This is a genomic window from Mycoplasma sp. AC1221 (genome assembly GCF_054353815.1).
In genome coordinates this window covers 1-19,419 of record NZ_JBTHHH010000008.1, presented here as the reverse complement: position 1 = coordinate 19,419, position 19,419 = coordinate 1, and the positions used below count along the sequence as shown (strand labels likewise).

The 19,419-nt window shown below is 28.6% G+C and carries 18 protein-coding genes and 2 tRNA genes; 9 read left to right on the top strand and 11 right to left on the bottom strand.

Annotation, left to right across the window (positions count from 1 at the left end; all coding sequences use genetic code 4):
- Nucleotides 1–106: 106 nt before the first annotated feature.
- From ACXYRK_RS01935 to ACXYRK_RS01920, 4 genes are all read right to left on the bottom strand, one after another.
- On the bottom strand, nucleotides 107–787 hold the full coding sequence (locus tag ACXYRK_RS01935; RefSeq protein ID WP_458617833.1) for a 16S rRNA (uracil(1498)-N(3))-methyltransferase: 681 nt from the start codon (nucleotides 785–787) through the stop codon (nucleotides 107–109).
- Nucleotides 780–2,138 (bottom strand): HNH endonuclease signature motif containing protein, encoded by a 1,359-nt coding sequence (locus ACXYRK_RS01930; protein ID WP_458617831.1) that lies wholly within the window; start codon nucleotides 2,136–2,138, stop codon nucleotides 780–782. The genes ACXYRK_RS01935 and ACXYRK_RS01930 overlap by 8 nt, the downstream gene beginning before the upstream one ends.
- Nucleotides 2,139–2,523: 385 nt before the next feature.
- Complete coding sequence (locus ACXYRK_RS01925) at nucleotides 2,524–2,790, bottom strand: hypothetical protein (RefSeq protein WP_458617829.1); 267 nt, start codon at nucleotides 2,788–2,790, stop codon at nucleotides 2,524–2,526.
- A 5-nt stretch (nucleotides 2,791–2,795) separates the two neighbouring features.
- A complete protein-coding gene (locus ACXYRK_RS01920; RefSeq protein WP_458617827.1) occupies nucleotides 2,796–4,415 on the bottom strand; it encodes an ABC-F family ATP-binding cassette domain-containing protein in 1,620 nt (539 codons plus the stop codon).
- Nucleotides 4,416–4,690: 275 nt separating this feature from the next.
- On the opposite strand from ACXYRK_RS01920, the gene ACXYRK_RS01915 reads away from it, so the two are divergent.
- The 9 genes from ACXYRK_RS01915 to hpt all read left to right on the top strand — a co-directional run bounded on the left by ACXYRK_RS01915 (nucleotide 4,691) and on the right by hpt (nucleotide 12,372).
- Nucleotides 4,691–4,774 (top strand) — tRNA-Tyr (locus tag ACXYRK_RS01915).
- A gap of 3 nt (nucleotides 4,775–4,777) precedes the next feature.
- Nucleotides 4,778–4,852: transfer RNA gene (locus tag ACXYRK_RS01910), tRNA-Gln, on the top strand.
- Between the two features lie 74 nt (nucleotides 4,853–4,926).
- A complete protein-coding gene (gene proS, locus ACXYRK_RS01905) occupies nucleotides 4,927–6,369 on the top strand; it encodes a proline--tRNA ligase (protein WP_458617826.1) in 1,443 nt (480 codons plus the stop codon).
- 69 nt (nucleotides 6,370–6,438) lie between these two features.
- Nucleotides 6,439–7,551: a tRNA 2-thiouridine(34) synthase MnmA gene (gene mnmA, locus ACXYRK_RS01900; RefSeq protein ID WP_458617824.1), complete on the top strand. Its 1,113-nt coding sequence runs from the start codon at nucleotides 6,439–6,441 to the stop codon at nucleotides 7,549–7,551.
- An 8-nt stretch (nucleotides 7,552–7,559) separates the two neighbouring features.
- Nucleotides 7,560–10,187 carry an alanine--tRNA ligase gene (gene alaS, locus ACXYRK_RS01895; RefSeq protein ID WP_458617822.1) on the top strand — a complete coding sequence of 876 codons (2,628 nt, stop codon included), beginning with the start codon at nucleotides 7,560–7,562 and terminating at the stop codon, nucleotides 10,185–10,187.
- Complete coding sequence (gene ruvX / locus ACXYRK_RS01890; protein WP_458607335.1) at nucleotides 10,169–10,624, top strand: Holliday junction resolvase RuvX; 456 nt, start codon at nucleotides 10,169–10,171, stop codon at nucleotides 10,622–10,624. The genes alaS and ruvX overlap by 19 nt, the downstream gene beginning before the upstream one ends.
- Nucleotides 10,600–11,304 carry a BC85_0335 family putative methyltransferase gene (locus ACXYRK_RS01885; protein WP_458607334.1) on the top strand — a complete coding sequence of 235 codons (705 nt, stop codon included), beginning with the start codon at nucleotides 10,600–10,602 and terminating at the stop codon, nucleotides 11,302–11,304. The genes ruvX and ACXYRK_RS01885 overlap by 25 nt, the downstream gene beginning before the upstream one ends.
- Complete coding sequence (greA, locus tag ACXYRK_RS01880; RefSeq protein ID WP_458617821.1) at nucleotides 11,294–11,776, top strand: transcription elongation factor GreA; 483 nt, start codon at nucleotides 11,294–11,296, stop codon at nucleotides 11,774–11,776. Before ACXYRK_RS01885 ends, greA begins: the two co-directional genes overlap by 11 nt.
- A 53-nt stretch (nucleotides 11,777–11,829) precedes the next feature.
- On the top strand, nucleotides 11,830–12,372 hold the full coding sequence (hpt, locus tag ACXYRK_RS01875; protein WP_458597576.1) for a hypoxanthine phosphoribosyltransferase: 543 nt from the start codon (nucleotides 11,830–11,832) through the stop codon (nucleotides 12,370–12,372).
- 32 nt (nucleotides 12,373–12,404) lie between these two features.
- Here hpt and ACXYRK_RS01870 read toward each other — a convergent pair whose 3' ends face one another.
- The 7 genes from ACXYRK_RS01870 to ACXYRK_RS01840 all read right to left on the bottom strand — a co-directional run.
- The gene (locus tag ACXYRK_RS01870; RefSeq protein ID WP_458614070.1) at nucleotides 12,405–13,424 is read right to left on the bottom strand and encodes a ZIP family metal transporter; all 1,020 of its coding nucleotides are present in this window, start codon (nucleotides 13,422–13,424) and stop codon (nucleotides 12,405–12,407) included.
- Nucleotides 13,424–14,149, bottom strand: a complete 726-nt coding sequence (locus ACXYRK_RS01865; protein WP_458617819.1) for a YebC/PmpR family DNA-binding transcriptional regulator — start codon at nucleotides 14,147–14,149, stop codon at nucleotides 13,424–13,426. Before ACXYRK_RS01865 ends, ACXYRK_RS01870 begins: the two co-directional genes overlap by 1 nt.
- 8 nt (nucleotides 14,150–14,157) lie before the next feature.
- On the bottom strand, nucleotides 14,158–14,946 hold the full coding sequence (gene nadE / locus ACXYRK_RS01860; protein ID WP_458617817.1) for an NAD(+) synthase: 789 nt from the start codon (nucleotides 14,944–14,946) through the stop codon (nucleotides 14,158–14,160).
- Between the two features lie 137 nt (nucleotides 14,947–15,083).
- Nucleotides 15,084–16,877, bottom strand: a complete 1,794-nt coding sequence (gene dnaK, locus ACXYRK_RS01855; RefSeq protein ID WP_435128983.1) for a molecular chaperone DnaK — start codon at nucleotides 16,875–16,877, stop codon at nucleotides 15,084–15,086.
- A 76-nt stretch (nucleotides 16,878–16,953) separates the two neighbouring features.
- Entirely contained in the window at nucleotides 16,954–17,802 is an 849-nt protein-coding gene (gene grpE, locus ACXYRK_RS01850; protein WP_458617816.1) for a nucleotide exchange factor GrpE, read from the bottom strand.
- A gap of 1 nt (nucleotide 17,803) precedes the next feature.
- Nucleotides 17,804–18,802: a heat-inducible transcriptional repressor HrcA gene (locus tag ACXYRK_RS01845; protein ID WP_458607329.1), complete on the bottom strand. Its 999-nt coding sequence runs from the start codon at nucleotides 18,800–18,802 to the stop codon at nucleotides 17,804–17,806.
- A 43-nt stretch (nucleotides 18,803–18,845) separates the two neighbouring features.
- Nucleotides 18,846–19,419, bottom strand: a 574-nt coding sequence (locus ACXYRK_RS01840; protein WP_458617814.1) for a hypothetical protein, incomplete at its 5' end; no start/stop codon positions are given.

Genomic DNA, 19,419 nt, shown 5'->3' with positions numbered 1-19,419 from the left:
ATTGACATATTTTTAAAAATGCTAATTTATTATACCAGAAAATTAATATAACACGAATTTAAGAAGTTTAAATTTTTATGCTAAATTCGACTTGTATATATATGAATTAGTCAATTTCAAGTTGTGATAACATAAAAATTGCTGCAGTTTCTGCTCTTAAAATTCTTTTTCCAAGTGAAACTATTTTGATGTTATTATCCATAGCTTTTGTTACTTCTTTTTCACTAAAACCACCTTCAGGACCAACAAAAAATAAAGTATTTTCTGATATAGGTTGGTTTATTTTAATTTGAAAATCAACCTTTTCATACGCTAAAATTTTATTATCAACTTGGTATGTAATCACTTGGTCAAAAGTTTGTAACGGTAATAATTCGGGAATTTTATTTCTGAATGATTGTTCTGCAGCATTTTTGATGATACTTTTAAATCTATGAATTCTCTTTTGAAATTTAGAATGGTTAATTAACTCCCTATTAGTAAATTCTGTTTGCATCGGTATTATAATATCCACACCTAATTCAGTAGCTTTTTGTAAAGCTCATTCAAATCTTTCATATTTAATAACCGATAAAGCTAAAACAACTTTATATTTATGTTCATTAAAAAGATTTAGTTCCCTTATTATTTTCGCTTTATTATGTTCTAAAACACACTTATAAAATTTTTCATGATAAACACAGATGAAGTGTCTATCTTGTATTCTTATCACACTAAGATGTTTTAAAACATCTGCATCCAAAATGAAATAATTATCTTCTTTACAATTAACAAAAAATCTATTCATTGATAATTTTTAATCTGGCTATATGTTTGTTAATGTTATTTATAAAATTTGTATTGAAGATAGATGATAAAGCATTTTTTGGTAAATTATTAAATTTATTAATTAGTTTTGAATCTACATAATTTATTTTTTTTGTTTCATGCTTTAGAAAAAAGTGTTTATTTACCTTGAAAGCAAAACTAAATGGGTTGAAGTAAATAACACCCTTTTCATATTCTCTATCATGATTTGGACACAAAAGAAATCCGTTATCACCTGATGTGGTTAAATTAAATGCATCATCGATACTTATATTATTTTTTTGATGCTCTGCTTGAATATCTGTATGACGATAAATATGTGCTGTTATAAGATTTTCATTAATATTATAATCACAAGCAAAACATTCACCTATATTAATATAATTATTGTATTTTTTATATATATTGGCTCTAAGGAATTTTTGATTTCTTAATAAAAATTGTTTTGTTTTATCTATATCGTAATTATATTTGTTAGTTTGCTCATTTACGGTTGTGTTATACTGGAAGGAAAAACCTAATGAAGTCACATACTTTTTTATGTTCATAGAAACAGAATCATCATTTAGCAATCAAAGATTTAAGGTTTTTTGTTCAAATTGGTGTGATAATTTTGAAATAATTTTACATGACAATAATGTGTCTTGTCTGTTGACACCATCAAATTTACCATAAACATCAATAAAAATGTGATTTTTTATCATTTGATACTCAATAATTAACGGCTTATTAAGTTTATTTTTTAAACTAGATAATTGTTTCTGTTTTATAGACTGAATTAATGAGAGATTTCTAGATAAGTTTTCTGTTTTATTTTTTATATTCTGATCTATAAAATCTAAAAATGAATCACTAATTTTAAAATCTATATATATTAGTTGTTCAAGATCGAGAATTACAGAATTTGAAATGTAAAGTTTTTGATTTTTTAACTTTAAGAAATATCAATCTAAAGGATTTAAACAAAGGTAAATATTCTTGAATTGTGGATTGTTTTCGTATAATTTAATAATAGGTAGAGAGTTTTGCTTAATAAAAGCGTTTCTGCTTTTTAATTTAAATTTTTTGTTTAGTTTTTGACTAAAATAAACAAGTGTGTTGGTATTCGTAATAAACAAACCTTGATATTGTTTCTTCTCAAAAATTCAGTTGATATTATTTGGAGAAATATTATTAATGAATTTATTATATATAAGTTCATCTAAAATGGTTCTTTTTAAATCTTTTTGTGTTTTTTTGCTATCTATATTTTTTAGTTGAATGACTAAAGAGTCAAAATATTTATCAGAAATACAAATTTGTATTATATCTTTATGTATATTCTTTTCCATCTTTTTTGTAATCTACACCTTTCCATACCTGGATATCTTTATCGAATAAGTCGTTAGCAATTCACATACTTGCAAATGATGGCCTTTGCAAATTCATATGATCATAGTTCAAATAATTCTTTGTAAAACACATTCTACGTTTTAAATGTACATATTGCACCCTCTTGAATTTTTGTAAAAAATCACAAAATTTTTCACTATTTAATGCTTGAATTCCAAAGATCAGTGCTCATGGTTTGTTAAATTCAAGAAGTCTTTTTAATAAATTATGTTTATTTCTAAATGGTGGATTGCTAATGATAATATCTCAATTTTCATCTGGTTGATATTTATAAAAATCTTGTCTATTATATATGTGTGATGAAAGAACTTTATAGCCATTATTTTAAAATACAGTTACAAAATTTGAATCAGGTAAATCAAACGGACATCAAATTACCTTATTTTGGGGAATTTTAGCATTATCAATAAAAAATTTAATATCTTCTTTTGTTGTATATCATTCATCATCGTTTGCATAACGAAATGCTTTTGTAATGTCATTTTTACTTTTTTCTTTTGCAGAAAGTAAATATTCTTTCACAAAATTTACGTTTTGCGAAAGATTTTCACCGTTTTTCAAGTTATCTAACACTTTTTCTATTATCTTCATAAATTTTAATTACCCATCATAATTTCTTCGTATTCTTCAAGGCTACCACGGAATAAAAAACTTTTTGTTGGTGATTGAAGCTCTAAAATCACATCGACACATTGATTTACAAAAGCGCGATTATATGTAGTGAATATTGCACCACCTTTATAACTTTTAACTCCTTCTATTACTGAATCAATGCTTTCTGCATCGAGGTGATCAAGTGGTTGATCTAAAACAATAAAGTTTGATTCTAAAAGCATCATTCTTGAAAACATTAAACGTGCTTTTTCTCCACCACTTGTAACGGAAACTTTTTTAAATACTGAATCATTACTAAATAACATGCGCCCTAAAAAACCACGCATACGAGCATCGTCATTTTCTTTATTCTCTTTTTCTTTATTTAATAAAGGTCATTTTGAAATTCATTCTAAAACGGTTTCGTTGGTATCAAAATATTTACTGTTATCGTTAGGGAAATAACTTGGTGTTATAGTTTGACCTCATTCTATAGTTCCGCTCGATGGTTTTCTTTCACCAATAATACATTCTAAAAGTCTGGTTTTAGCAATATCATCATCACCGACAATAACCATTTTTTCACCAGGACGTAAAGTGAATGATACATTTTCAAACAAAACATCACCATTTTCATTTTTATAAGTCAGATTTTCAACATATAAGATTTGCTTCCCGTGATCACGATTCATTTCTCAACGAACATAAGGGTATTTGCGATTAGAAGGTTTGATTTCATCTAAAGAAATTTTTTCCAGTGCTTTTTTTCTACTTGTTGCTTGTCTTGATTTTGAAGCATTTGCACTAAAACGAGCAATAAATTCTTTAAGTTTTTCGATTTGTACTTCTTTTTTAATATTACTTTGTTTCATTATTTCACGAGCTAATTCAGATGATTGCTTTCAAAATGAATAATTACCTGTATAAATCTTCGCTTCATTATAATCTATATCAACAATATGAGTGCAAATTGCATCAAGAAAATCACTATCATGACTAACAACGATAACAACATTTTGATAATCAGTCAAAAAGTTTTCTAATCACTTAATCGAACGTAAATCAAGGTGGTTAGTTGGTTCATCCATTATCAAAATATCCGGATTTCCAAACAATGCTTTTGCCAATAACACTTTAATTTTTTGATTAGCTGTTAATTGTGACATCGGTACATGTCATTTTTCTTTTGGAATTGAAAGATTTGATAACAATTCTTGTGCATCATTTTCGGCTGTTCAACCCCCTAATTCACCATATTTATCTTCTAGTTCACCGGCTCTTGTGTAGTCATCCATTGTTGCATCGGGATTTGCATAAATGGCATTTTTTTCTTCTAAAACTGCATATAAATCAGTATTTCCCATTATTACAACATCGGTTACATTATAATTATTATATGCATTGTGGTCTTGAGATAAAACAGAAATGCGTTTATTTTTTTCTTTTATAATTTGTCCTGCAGAAGCTTCTAGTTCACCTGACATAATTTTTAAAAATGTTGATTTACCAGCACCATTTGCTCCAATTACCCCATATGTATTTCCTTCAGTAAATTTTAAATTAACATTTTCAAAAAGTTTTTTATCACTAAAAACCATACTTAAATTTTGAATCTCTAACATTTTTACCCCTTAGTTTGCTAAATTTAAAAAAACCTTCAAAAGAAGGCTGTGACAATTAAGCATATTGCTCGATGTCGGCTCTTATTAATTTTATCTTAAATTTTTCTTTTTAATATAAAAAAACTAAAATAATGTTTTACATTATATTTTGATAATGAGAAATTTAAAAAATTATCAAAATATTGGTTTTACAGTTAATAATTTACATCTGATAATAAAAAAGTGAAAATAAATTATGAAAAAAATTATTAACTGTTATAATATCTTAGCAACTCGGGGGGATAGCAAAGCGGCCAAATGCGGGTGGCTGTAACCCACTTTCTTACGATTCGGGGGTTCGAATCCCTCTCCCCCCACCATGTTGCCCCATAGCCAAGCGGTAAGGCATCGGGTTTTGGTTCCGACATGCGTTAGTTCGAATCTAACTGGGGCAGCCATATCACCTTTAGGGGTGTTTTTTTATGACTAAACACACAATTTAAACATAGAGAAAGTGGTATAATAGCAAAATATGAATCGTGAATTAGAAAAAATTACACCATTAGAAGAAAATTTCGCTAAGTGATATACAGATGTAGTTAAAAACGGGAATTTAATCGCATACGGACCCTCAAAAGGTTCTATTATTTTCAAACCAAATTCATATGGTATTTGGGAAATTATTCAAAAAGAGTTAAATAAAATTTTTAGATTTAAAGGAATTAAAAATGTTTATTTACCATTATTAATACCTAAATCATTGTTTGATAGAGAAAAGGACCATGTTGAAGGATTTAATCCTGAATTAGCAACTGTGACATGTGTTGGGGATCGTGAATTAGATGAACCACTTGTTATTCGTCCAACATCTGAGGTTTTATTTGCAGATTTATTCAAAAAGAGCATAAATTCCTATAATGATTTACCAATAATTTATAATCAATGAGCCAATGTTGTGCGTTGGGAAAAAACCACTAACCCATTTTTACGTTCACGTGAGTTTTTATGACAAGAAGGACATACCTGCCACTCTGATCCCTTAGAAGCCCGAAAATTTACTCGTGAAATGATAAATACATATGCAAAATTTTTGAAAAATTTTCTTGCAATCCCTACAATAGTAGGTAAGAAAACACCAAGTGAAAAATTTGCAGGAGCTTGCTCGACATATACGCTAGAAGCGATGATGAAAGATGGAAAGGCTTTGCAAGCGGGAACAAGCCATTATCTAGCACAAAATTTTTCAAAACCATATGAAATAACATTCAAAAATAAAGAAAATACACTTGATTATGTTTATCAAACATCCTGAGGTGTTTCTACTCGTTTGTTAGGTGCCCTTATTATGACACACGGAGATAATCGCGGAATTATTATTCCTCCATTTGTTGCACCAATTCAAGTTGATATCTTGGAGTTATTTAATAAAAAATCTGAAAAAGTATCTGTTATAGGTAAATTCATATTTAATGAGTTATCTAAAAAATTTCGTGTAAATTTAGATAATTCTGATCGAAATCCTGGATTTAAAGCATCTAATAGCGAAATCCAAGGTGTTCCATTAAGAATTGAAATAGGACCACGTGATTTAGAAAACGATGAAGTAACTTTTGTTCGTCGTGATACTTTGCAAAAATTTCAAGTTAAAATAACTGATATAAAAGCAACAGTAAAACAAACTTTAACCGATATCCATAATAACTTATATCAAACTGCATTAAAACGATTGAAAGAAAATGTGGTTTATGTAGATTCGTATCAAGAATTAAAACAACAAATTGAAGCTGGAAAATTTGTTTATGCTCCTTTTTGTTGCTTAGATGAAGCAGAAAGACGGATTAAACAAGAAACAGGTGCTACCACTAGATGTATACCGATTAAGTTGTTTAAAAAACCAGGGAATAGAAATCACTGCATTTTTGAAGATTGTAATAATATCACTAATCGCTATGTAATTTTTGCTAAAGCATATTAGCATACTAGGCTAAATTGTCTAGTATTTTTACATATTTATAAATGTTTTATAATTTGATGAAAGGAGTTTATGGCAAGAGTTGTTTTAGGAATGAGTGGTGGTGTTGATTCGTCAGTTTGTGCATATTTATTAAAACAACAAGGTTATGAAGTGGTAGGTTTATTTATGCGCAATTGAGATAGTGTAGTAAATAACGATTATCTAGGAAACAAAGATGTGAATAGTGATATTTGTCCACAAGAAAAAGATTATTTAGATGCTCAAAAAGTTGCATTAAAATTACAAATACCACTATATAGAGTTGATTTTGTGCAAGAGTATTGACAAAATGTTTTTGAAAACTTTATATCAGAATATCAAAAAGGGCGTACACCGAATCCTGATATTTTATGTAATAAATATATTAAATTTGACAAGTTTGCCAAATATGCTTTTAATGAACTGAAAGCAGATTATATTGCAATGGGACATTATGCAAAGGTTGAAAACGGGCATTTATATCGTGCAAAAGATACTAATAAAGATCAAACATATTTTTTAGCACAATTAACCAGCGAGCAACTTACCAATGTTATAATGCCACTTGCAGAACTAACCAAATCACAGATTCGTGAGCTTGCTCATAAACTTGATTTAGCAACTGCAGATAAAAAAGATTCGACAGGAATATGCTTTATCGGTGAACGTAATTTTGGTGAGTTTTTACAAAATTATATTCCTGCTTGTGATGGGGATATTGTTGATATTACAACTAATAAAATAATAGGAAGACATATAGGAAGTTTTTATTATACAATCGGACAACGCAAAGGACTTAATTTAGGTGGGATGGAGCAACCTTATTATGTTTGCGGAAGAGATGTAACAAAAAACATTATTTATGTAGCACCAAGCACTCAAATGCAGTGACTGCTTTCGGATGCTTTGATTGCTTCGAACTACACCTTTAATCATACAGAGTTTGATAAAAATAATTTGACTGCTAAATTTCGATATCGTCAAGAAGATATACCAATAAAACTTGAAATATTAAGTGATACACATATAAAAGTACATTATTCTCAAACATCTTCTGCAGTTACTCCGGGGCAACATGTTGTAATTTATGATGGAGACAAGTGCATTGGTGGAGCAACAATTGATGAAATATTTTATAAAGATAAAAGGTTAGATTATTTATAAGGAGCATAATGAAATCAAAAGAAATAAGACAAAGATGGTTAGATTTTTTTGCATCTAAAAATCACTATATTGTTGAATCAAAAAGTTTGATTCCACAAAATGATCCATCATTACTTTGAATTAATTCGGGTGTAGCAACCTTAAAAGAATATTTTTCAGGAAAAAAAATTCCACAATCTCGACGTTTAACTAACTCACAAAAATCGATTCGAACTAATGACATAGAAAATGTCGGGGTAACAGCTCGACACCATACTTTTTTTGAAATGCTTGGAAATTTTTCGATAGGGGATTATTTTAAAAAAGAAGCTATTGAATTTGCGATAGAGTTTTTATTAAATGATTTAAAACTACCAAAAGAAAAGTTATATTTTACATATTATTATGAAGATTTAGAAACCAAGAATCTGTGATTAAGTTATGGAATTTCGGAAAAACACTTGATAGCAGGGACAAAAGATACAAATTTCTGAGAAGTAGGATCTGGACCTTGTGGACCTAATACTGAAATATTTTATGATCGTGGACAAAAATATGATAGTCGTGGCATCGAACTTTTAAAACAAGATATTGAAAATGACCGCTACATTGAAATATGAAATATTGTGTTTTCTACTTATAATTCAGATGGTGAAGGAAACTATATAGAACTTAAGCAAAAAAATATTGATACAGGTGCAGGTTTTGAAAGAATTGTTTCAATTTTACAAGATGCCCCTACAAACTATGATACTGACTTGTTTTTACCAATAATTTATGAAATAGAAAAATATACTAGTTTTAGATATGATATAAATAACTATTTTACCAAAGAACCTGAGCAAAATAAAATAAATAGTTATTTTAAAATAATTGCTGATCATATGCGTGCAGTTGTTAATGCTGTTGCCGATGGTGCTAAGATATCAAATGTAGGTCGTGGTTATATTTTACGTCGTTTAGTGCGTCGTAGCGCATATATAGCAATGCAATTAGGTATTTATAAACCTTTTTTATATAAATTAGTTGATGTTATAAAAAGCACTTTACCATATGAATATGATGCCAAAAAAGTAGCACAAATTATCTATGAAGAAGAAGAGAATTTCTTAAAAACAGTCGAGAACGGAAGATTATTATTAAAATCTGAGATAAAGTCAAATCAAAAAATTTTTTCAGGTGAAATAGCATTTAAGTTATTTGAAACATATGGATTTCCAATAGAATTAACAACTGAAATACTTGCACAAGATGGAATAAGTATTGAAATGGATTCGTATCATCAAGCAAAAGAAAAACATAGTCAAATAAGTCGTGGTAAAAAACTTTCAGGAATGGATAAAGTTATTAACTCATTAACCTTAATTAAAAATAAAGAAGATGAATTTATAGGATATACTGATACAAAATCTAAAACCACTATTTTACATCTGCTAGATACAGAAAAAGAAATTGATGCATCTGATAAAATAAGTTATGTTATTTTAAAGCAAACTCCATTTTATGCTACAGGTGGTGGGCAAAAACACGATCGAGGATATATGCTGCAAAATGATAATAAAATAATTATCATAGATGTCTTTAAAGATAAGTTCGGAAACCATATTCATAAGGTTGAAGGTAAAATTAATCGTTTCGATGAAATAGAATGCTATGTTGATGAAAAAATTCGTCGTGGTTTAGAGAGAAACCACTCCGGAACTCACTTGTTATTTTGTGCTCTAAGAAAAGTTTTAGGGCCACAAATTAAACAACTTGGTAGCGATAACAATGAAGAGCGCTTAACATTTGATTTACCAGCAGATAAAAAACCTACAGAAGCTCAAATTAAAGAAATCGAAGACTTAATTCATTTATATATTAAACAAGATGCAAAACGTGATTATTTAATTATGTCAACTGAACAAGCCAAAGAAATTGGTGCAATAATGACCTTAGAAGAAGCTGAATATATGGACCCAAAAGCAGTCCGTATAGTCAAATTTGAAGGCATTACAGCCGATTTATGTGGTGGAACTCATTTATCACATACTGCTAATTTAGAAGATTTTAAAATTACTAATGTTGAAAAGAAAGCGGCTGGTGTATACCGGATTCGCGCTATTTCATCATTTGAAACAGTAAATGAATATTTAAATGAACAAAAGGATATGCTAATTATAGAATTAAATAAAAGTATTGAAAAAGTTGAAAAAATCAATCCAAATTATAAAAAAGATATTGATATACCAAATAATTTACAACAAGCAATTGAATATTTAAATAATCAGATACAGCAAGTTCGCAATGATTATATAAAAGAAAGTAAAAAACAGACTGAATCATTTGTTTTTGACTATGATGCAGCGGAGTTTGTTGAAATTAACAATCATAAAGTTTATTTGAATACATCAGTTGATAAATCACAAATAAAAATAGTTGCCTCAACATTGAGAGAAAAATATCCAGATGCTTTAGTTGTTTTAACTTCTCCTGATATAGATCCAATGTTAGTTGTTGCGTCAAAAAAATATAATTCAAACCTTATTGCACAGCGACTTATGCAGCAATTAAATGGTAGAGGTGGTGGAAACAACATCTTAGCTATGGGAAAAATTTCTGATAACAAAAACATTTTGCAACTGCTATATAGTATTAAATGAGAAAACTCAGTTTAGATTTAGGAACAAAATCCTGTGGTTTTGCAATAACTGATGAAAATGAAATTATAGCAATTGGTTTAGAAAATTTTGAAATGGATGAAAATGATTTTCAAGCAGTTATAAATAAAATAAAAATGTATATAAATCAATACCAAATTGATGGCTTGATTTTAGGTTACCCACTCAAAATTAGTGGCCAAAAAAGCGAAAGAACCTTAATGGTAGAACAATTTGCAAAATTATTAGATGAAAATTTTAATATTCCTTATTTATTTGTAAACGAGCAATACACAACTAAAAAAGCTCATGAAACTTTAATTTCAGCAGGATATACAAGAGCAAAAAGAAAATTATATAAAGATAAAATAGCAGCAGTTTTAATTTTGCAAGAGTATTTAGATTATTATAAGCATAGAAAGGAAATTAAATGGAATTATCACAAGCAACAATAACTGGCTTATGAGTATCTGCTGTTGTAGTTTTTGTGGTTGGTATCGGTATATATATCGGATTACAAATTTATGCAAGATATATTAGAAAAAAATATGTACAAAAATCACAAAAACAAACACAAATTCAGATACAAACCTTACGGAATGATATAGGTACGCTACCGTATATTCTCAAAGATGAATTTAAATCTAAAGCAGATGATTTAGATATCGAAGGGTTAATTAATACATTTTATATAAATAAATATACTTCATTGTTAGTAATATCGAAAAATGATTTATTCCCTTTTGCTTGCATGGTTGAAAAAGTCAAATTAGCAGGTTATTACGACTTAGATGAATTTGATTTTATAAAATATAATGAAGTTCGTAGAAAACTTCCGGATCAATTTATGCAACCAGTATTACCTTATAATAATGAAAATATTGATTTTGTGGCAGTTTTTAACAGTGATAAGAACCTTAATACTTTGTATGAAAATCATTATCCAAATCTCAATGCAAAAGGTATGCTTGCAATAAACCTAAAGAAATATAAAAATTCAGAAATTTTAGAGTTAGATAAAAAGCTTAAAGATAAAAATATTAAACATGAAGTATCATATATTACAAATCGATTCTTGTTTATTGTAAAAAACGATATAATAACAGATAATTTAGGAGTATCAAATGGACAATAAAAACATTATTTACCTTTCACAAGAAAAATATGACGAGTATAAAGCAGAATATGAAAATTTAGTCAATATTGAACGTAAGGCAGTGCAGGAAGCACTTAAAGAAGCACGTGCTCAAGGTGATTTATCTGAAAATGCTGAATATGATGCAGCAAGAGAACGTCAAGGAATTGTTGAAGGACGTATAAGCGAACTTGAAAATATTCTTGATAATGCACAAATTATCGAATCAAAACATGATAAATCTGATAACACAGTTGGAATAAACTCGTTGGTAACCTTTTTGGTGCTGGAAAAGAATCTGGAAAAATCAGTTACTATTACCGGATCACACGATACCAACCCGTTTGAAGATAAGGTATCAATGTCAAGTCCTTTAGCAGTTGCTATGATTGGTAGAAAACCAGGAGATATTATTGAAATTGAAGCTCCAAATAAATATTCAATAAAAATCATAAATGTAGAACATTTATAAAATTAAGCTGTATTTTACTACGGCTTTTTTTAATATAACACAAGGAGAACAAAATGAACAAACACCCACACATTAAAGAAATATTATATACACAAGAATTTTTGGAAGCAGAAATTAAAAAGTGTGCAGAATGAATTAATCAAACTTACCAAACAAGTGATAACTTAGTTATTGTTGGCTTATTAAAGGGTTCTATACCGTTTTTAGCACAATTGATTAAAGATGTTGAAGTTGACCATTCGCTTGATTTTATTACAGCAAGCAGTTATGCAGGAGGTAGCCAATCCAAAGGTAGTGTAAAAATAATTATGGACTTAGCAGAAGATATTTTTGATAAAGATGTTTTAATCGTTGAAGATATCATTGACAGTGGAATTACATTAGAAAAAATTCAAAACCTTTTATTATCACGTAAACCAAAATCACTAAGAATTTTGACTTTGTTAGATAAACCATTTCATCGAAAGAATGATTTGCAAGCAGATTTTTCAGCAATAAAAGTTCCAGATGAATTTTTGGTTGGTTTTGGTTTGGATTATAAAGAAAAACTCAGAAACTTACCATATATTGGGATATTTGATAAAAAATATTTATAGTAATTAAAAAAAAACGGAAAATTTCCGTATTTTTAATGACCATGTGAATGGATTGAAAGAATAATAACTGAAAAAACAACTCCTAAAAATAACATTAATAAAGTAATAAATCATTTTTTCTTATTAAATATTTCATGATAGAATTCAGGGAAGAATTCAACTAATGATGTAAAAATAAAGATACCACCTATACCCGAATAAATTATACTTTTAAGTGGATCACTAACAAAATCACCACCATAAATACCAATTAGGATAAAAGGTAAAAATAAACCTAAACCAGCAAAGGATGTGAATAATGCTTTTCAAGGAGAAAATCCTGCATCACGTAATCTAAGGTAGAAGATGGTTTCTTCGGGTATAAGATGTAAGATTAAGGAAATAAAGTATGCTACAGTAATATCGCTTGCTTTTGATGCATCGGCTGCTACTTGTGAAAGGTTATAACCAATTAATAATCCTTCCGGGATGCGATGTGTAAGTAATAATAGCAGAGCGATAAGTTTTAACTTTCCTTCAGTTTTTGCTAGTAGAGTATTTTCTACAAGTTGTAACTTATCTTCTCGGTTGCTTAAAAATTCTTCATGACTATGGGTGTGGTCATGTTCGCTGTTGCTATGTTTATGTTCGTGGACAAAAACACTAAGTTTTTTTGACTTCATCAGTTGTTTGTTTAATTTTGAAGAAATAACAAATTTTAAAACAAAAGCAAATGTTAATCCGACTAAAATTCCTCCACCTACCATACCAATATTAGATAAATAATATACTGATGTACCTTCGCCAAATATTTCAGAATGATGCGAAGCAACTTCTAATGATTCACGCAAGAAACCAAAGGAAGCAAGTATTATAAAAAAACCAGTTGAAAAAGCATATAAGTATACTTTAGTTTTTTGAATTTGTTTTTTAAATATCGGTAGCACAAATGATAAGATAATAGGAACCATTAAAAGAACAATTAAAAAGATTAAACTTAATAAAAATTTCGATAAATAAGGGTTATTTATCCCGTTGTTAATACCTAAATAAAGATTATTTAATCACTGCATTAGTTAATTTCTACATTATGAAATACATCTTGTACATCATCGTCATCTTTTAATTTTTCAACAAAATCCAATAATTTTGCTTGTTTTTCTGCATCATAATTTACATACACATTTGGAATATATGTAACTTCACATTGGATAAAGTTATCGATTTTAAACTCTGTTTCAAGTGCAGATTTAAGCTCACTAAAGTTTTCAGGTTGCACTAAGATGACAAATGTTTCATTATTACTTTGTACATCATCTGCACCATTTTCTAATGCGATAAGCATTAAATCATCTTCTGAAATATTCTGTTTGCTAAATTCGATAATACCTTTTTTATCAAATGAAAAAGGTATCTGTCCAGTTTTTCCTAAGGTTGCATTTTGCTTATTAAAATATGCTTGGATATTCGATTTAACACGATTTATATTATCAGATAAAGTTACAACAATAAAGGTAGCACCACCACTAATAGTAGCATTAAAAATTAATTCTGTATATGATGAACCATCTTTGTTCCCTGCTGCCTTAGCGATTGCTCTTTCGATATTGTCTTTTGGCATATTTTTTGCTTTTGCTTTTGAAATAGCAAGTTTTAAAGTAGGATTTTTATCTGGATCTGGTCCTAATTGAGCTGCAACAAAAATTTCTTTTGAAAGTTTTTGGAAAATTTTTCCCCTTGCTGCATCTTGGGCACCCTTGCGGTGCGCAATATTAGCTGAGTGTGAATGTCCTGCCATAATGTCTCCTATTCTACTGGTTTTGGTTTAAAAACAGGTTGTCTTTTATGTTCTGTATTTTTATGTCTATATTCTATTTTGTTGATTATATCTTTTGTTAAGTGTTGTTTAATAATTTGTGGTTTATCAAGGTGATTTATATAAAAATCTAATTGACGATATGAAAAACCGAGTTCACCTTCATCTGTTTGTCCATCTCATAAACCAGCTGATGGCTTTTTATTTATAATACTATCCGGTACACCTAAAAGTTGAGCTAGATAAGCAACTTCACCCTTTGTTAGTTGACAAATAGGTAATAAATCTGCTCCACCATCACCGTATTTAGTAAAGTAACCTATATATACTTCATCAGCATTATCAGTTCCTAAAACTAAATAATTATTTTCTTGTGCTATTGCATATAAAGTTGTCATTCTTAAACGTGGCTTAATATTAGCGATTGCAAGAGGGTTTGCTAGGTTTAATTCCTTGCTTATTGCCTTAAATGCAGCACTTAATTTAATAGTTTTAAACTTTGTGTTAAACCTTTGTTCAAGTGCTTGTATATCTGCTAAATCGGCTTGTAGCATTGATTGCACCGGTATTACAACCCCAATCGTATTATCTGTTACAGATTTCGCTAAAGCATATGTTAACGATGAGTCAATTCCTCCGCTAATTCCGACAACAAATCCTTTTGCATTTGCTTTTTGTAACATATCATTTAAAAAAGTTTTTAGAACATCTATATATTCATAAGCTTTTTGCTCATTAAAAGAATGTTCAAAACCATTATAATTGGTAATTTTACTCATACTTACCTTTCTACATAAGTTATATTATATTATAAAATTTGTTTTTTTATATAAAAATTACTATATAGTAATATAAAATTACTTTTAAGTCTATTATCTAGACTTAAAAGTAAAAAAAACCCATAATAGGGTTATTTTTAGTCTTCTACAACTGTTGCTGTGTCTTCGTCGGAATTTTTTGTTTCAGATTTTGTAGCATTTTGTTGTGCTGCATAGTTTGCAAAATCACGCATTACATTTTCTACTGATTCTAATTTTGTTTTTAATGCAGGAATATCTTTTTTATCAATTAATTCTTGTAATTCGTTAATAAGTTTTTCACTCTCTGCTTTTGCTTTTTCATCCATTTTATCACCTTGTTCGGCAGTTGCCTTTTTAATTTGGTCGATTAATGATTCAGCACGAACAATGGTTTCAACTTCTTCTTTGCGCTTTGCATCTGCTTCTTTGTTTGCTTCTGCTTCTTTAACCATTCTTTGAATTTCTTCTTCAGAAAGTTTTGTTGAATTTGTGATTGTAATTTTTGCATCTTTATTTGTTTTTAAATCTTTAGCAGTAACAGTTGTAATACCATTAACATCAATTGTAAAACTTACTTCAATTTGTGGTACTCCACGAGGTGCAGGTTCGATTCCACCAAGATTGAATTGACCTAAAGTCTTATTATCTGATGCCATTTGTCTTTCACCTTGCACAACACGGATTGTTACTTCGGTTTGATTATCAGCTGCTGTTGAGAATACTTGTGATTTAGTTACAGGAATTGTGGTATTTCTGTTGATTAATGGAGTTGCAATACCTCCCATAGTTTCAATTCCTAAGGTTAATGGTGTAACATCTAATAATAAGATATCATCAATATCACCTGCCAATACAGCCCCTTGAATAGCGGCACCAATTGAAACGACTTCATCAGGGTTAATTGAACGGTTAGGTTCTTTATTTAAGGTACGTTTTACCATATCTTGCACTGCAGGCATACGAGTTGATCCACCAACTAATAATACTTCATGCAAATCCTTAGCAGTAATTCCAGCTTCTTTTAAAGCATCTTCAATTGGTTTTCTAGTGCGATCTAATAAATGTGATGTCATTTCTTCGAATTCGCTACGCTTTAGGTTTAATTCAACATTAACAGGTCCATTTTCTGTCATTCCAAAGAAAGGAATTGCAATAGTAACTTGTCCTTGCTCAGAAAGATCAATTTTTGCTTTTTCAGCAGCTTCCTTAAGACGATTTAAACGAGTTTTATCAGTTCCAACTTCAAATTTATAAACATCTTTAATTTTCTTAGTTAATCAGTTTACAATTTCATGATCTCAATCATCTCCACCTAGGTGGTTATCACCTGAGGTAGATAATACGTCAAATGTTCCATCTTCTACTTCGAGAACTGAAACATCAAATGTTCCTCCACCAAGATCATATACTAATACTTTCATTCCTTTATGATCTTTATCAAGACCGAATGCTAATGCAGCCGCTGTAGGTTCATTAATTATTCTTAATACATCTAATCCTGCTATTTTACCAGCAATTTTAGTTGCTTCACGTTGTGCATTGTCAAAGTATGCAGGAACAGTAATAACTGCTTTTTTAACTTTTGTTCCTAATTTTGCTTCAGCATATTCTTTCATATATGAAAGAATCATTGCTGAAATTTCTTCTGGTTTATAGTCTCTTCCATTTACATGAACTGTTTTATCAGTTCCCATAAGTCTTTTAATAGAGATAACTGTATTTGGGTTAGTTTCAACTTGACGTTTAGCATTATCCCCTACAATTTGCTCTCCGTTTTTAAACGATACTACAGATGGAGTAGTTCTTTTACCGTTAGGGTTTTCTAAAACTACTGATTTTTTTCCATCCATAATTGTAACTACTGAATTTGTAGTTCCTAAATCTATTCCTAAAATAATTTCTTTTGCCATGATTTTCTCCTTAATAGTTTTTTTGTTTTTGTTTGTTATATAGATTAATTATAACATAATTTAGCAAACAAAGAATTTAATTGCTAATTTTTTTTGTCAGTATAACTGATGCAGGTTTAATTAAACGTGAGTTTAATTTTAAACCATATGCTGTAACTTTTTTTACTATATTATCAATATCAGAGTCGATAAAATCAACTACTGCTTGCGAACTTGGATCAAATTCAGTTTCAAGTTGTGGATTAATTATTTCAACACCATTACTTGAAAAAACATCTTCAAATTGTTTTAAAACAATATTAAATCCTATTGTGTAATTACGAGTTTCTTCAGATGTTGAATTACTTCCAAAGTTAACTGCCATTACAAGGTTGTTATAAGGAATAACAAAATCTTCAAAGAAAGATTGCAAAGCATAATTTTTAATATCATTTCGCTCGTTTTCGAGTTTTTGCTTTTGGTTTTCAATTTCTTGTTGTAACATCTGATCTGCCTTTTTTGATAACTGCGATGCTTTTTCTTTAAACTCTGTTTGTAATTTAAGTATATCTAAATCTTTTTGAGCAATTTGTTGTCTTAAAAGGAAAACTTCTGCTCTTAGTTTTGCAAGTTCTTCTTTGACCCCACCTTCTTCAACTATGCTATCATCTGAAACAATATGGTTTGAATTTACATGTGTTATTACTAACCTAACTGTTTTTCCGGCAAATTTTGGATCATCGAACTTTTTAGAATAAGTAAATTCAACCTCTAAAACTTTCTTATATTTACGACCAATGATATATTTATCTAAATCTGGTAAATATTCATTATTTCCTAAGGTAATTGTAGTATTTTTATCATATTCTTTTTGATGGTGACCATCTAAATAAAGACGAAAATCACCTGTTATTTTATCTCCATGTTTATATTTTTTATTAAACATATTAACCTCTTTTCTTTAGTAAAATTTCTAAAACATTTAATGCTGTTCGCATTGCATCGTAATCAGATGCTTGAGCACCAATTACTGAAACCTCAGTGACATTGCTATTGTTTTCGATTCGCTTAGACATATATGTTCGTTCATCGTTAATTGATATTTTAAGTTTTTGATCATTTTCAACACTTTCTTCGATGCGATCTCAAACAGAATAGTTTTCGATTAATTCTAACATCTTATTTAATGTCTCTCTATTTATATCATCTCTTAAGATAATATTCGATTTACCAAAAACTTTATTTTGAGTAATGTGATTAATTTTTTCTGTAAAAACCTGAGTAATAAATGAATCGATTACCTTTTGATAATTCTTAATTTGTGATGCAAGCGGTTCAGCAAGTGATAAAACATGGTCTGCTAACTTATCTAATGGGATATCAATAAGGCGATCTTTAAATATCTTTATAGCAATTCGTAAGTCATTAATGCTTACATCTTTATCAAAAGTAATTATTTTTGAAAAAACTTCTCCATTTGAAATTACCATTACAATCGTGGCTCGATGTTGATCTAATGGAACCATTTCGATGCTTTTGAGCAGATGCTTTTGTGATAAATCAGTTGTAACTAATGTTAAATTAGTAATTTCTGAAATAATTTTTGCTGCTTGCTCAATAGTTGTGTCTATATCATTTCTTTTTTTGTCTAAAATCTTTTCAAGTTTTCTTAACAACTTTTCTTCATATGTTTCTGATAAAAAGTTTGCATAATAGCTCAGTCCTTTTGATGTTGGGATGCGACCACTAGATAAATGCGGTTTTATCAAAAATTCCTTGTTTTCTAGATCATTCATTAAATACCGAATTTTAGCAGGTGAAAAAGTTATTTCATTAAATCTTTTAATAAGTTTTGCACTACTTACTGCCTCACCTGATTCAATATATAAAAGCACAGTGTACTTTAGAATTAACTCATGACCTTTGTTTATTTCCTCTTTAATCATAATAATATTCTAGCACAAAAATAAAAATTTAGCAAATAAATAATTAAATTGCTAAATTTTTATTTTCTGATGTTTGGTAAATTATATCTTCATTAAATACCTTTTGATAGGTTGTTATGAAATTAGAATATAAGTCATCATAAATAATATTTCCTTTATTTATTTGATCAAAATGATATCCTCAGATGATAAAATAAAAAATATATAATCTTTCTTTTTCATTATGTATTTGTTCTTTATGATTATGTATATCTAAATTAACTTTTTTATTTATACTATGATAATCGAAATAAAATTTCTTTACTTGTATTAAATTCTCAAAAAAAGGCTTTGGTATAAAATAATTACAATAGGAAAAAGTAAAGCTATTTATCAAATTTTTTATTTGGTTTGTTTGTTTTTTAAATAATAAAGTGTAAAAAATAAGTAATAATAAAGGAATTATAATATCAACTGCCCCTGGAATGTAAGCATATGTAAGATAATTAATAGAGAATTTATAATTTGAATAATTTTCACTAAAATTAACTGCATTAGAAATTATTCTGTTTTTATCATAAATAATATTATAAAAAATAAAATTTAAAATAATAGCAAGTAGACAAAAGATTATATTC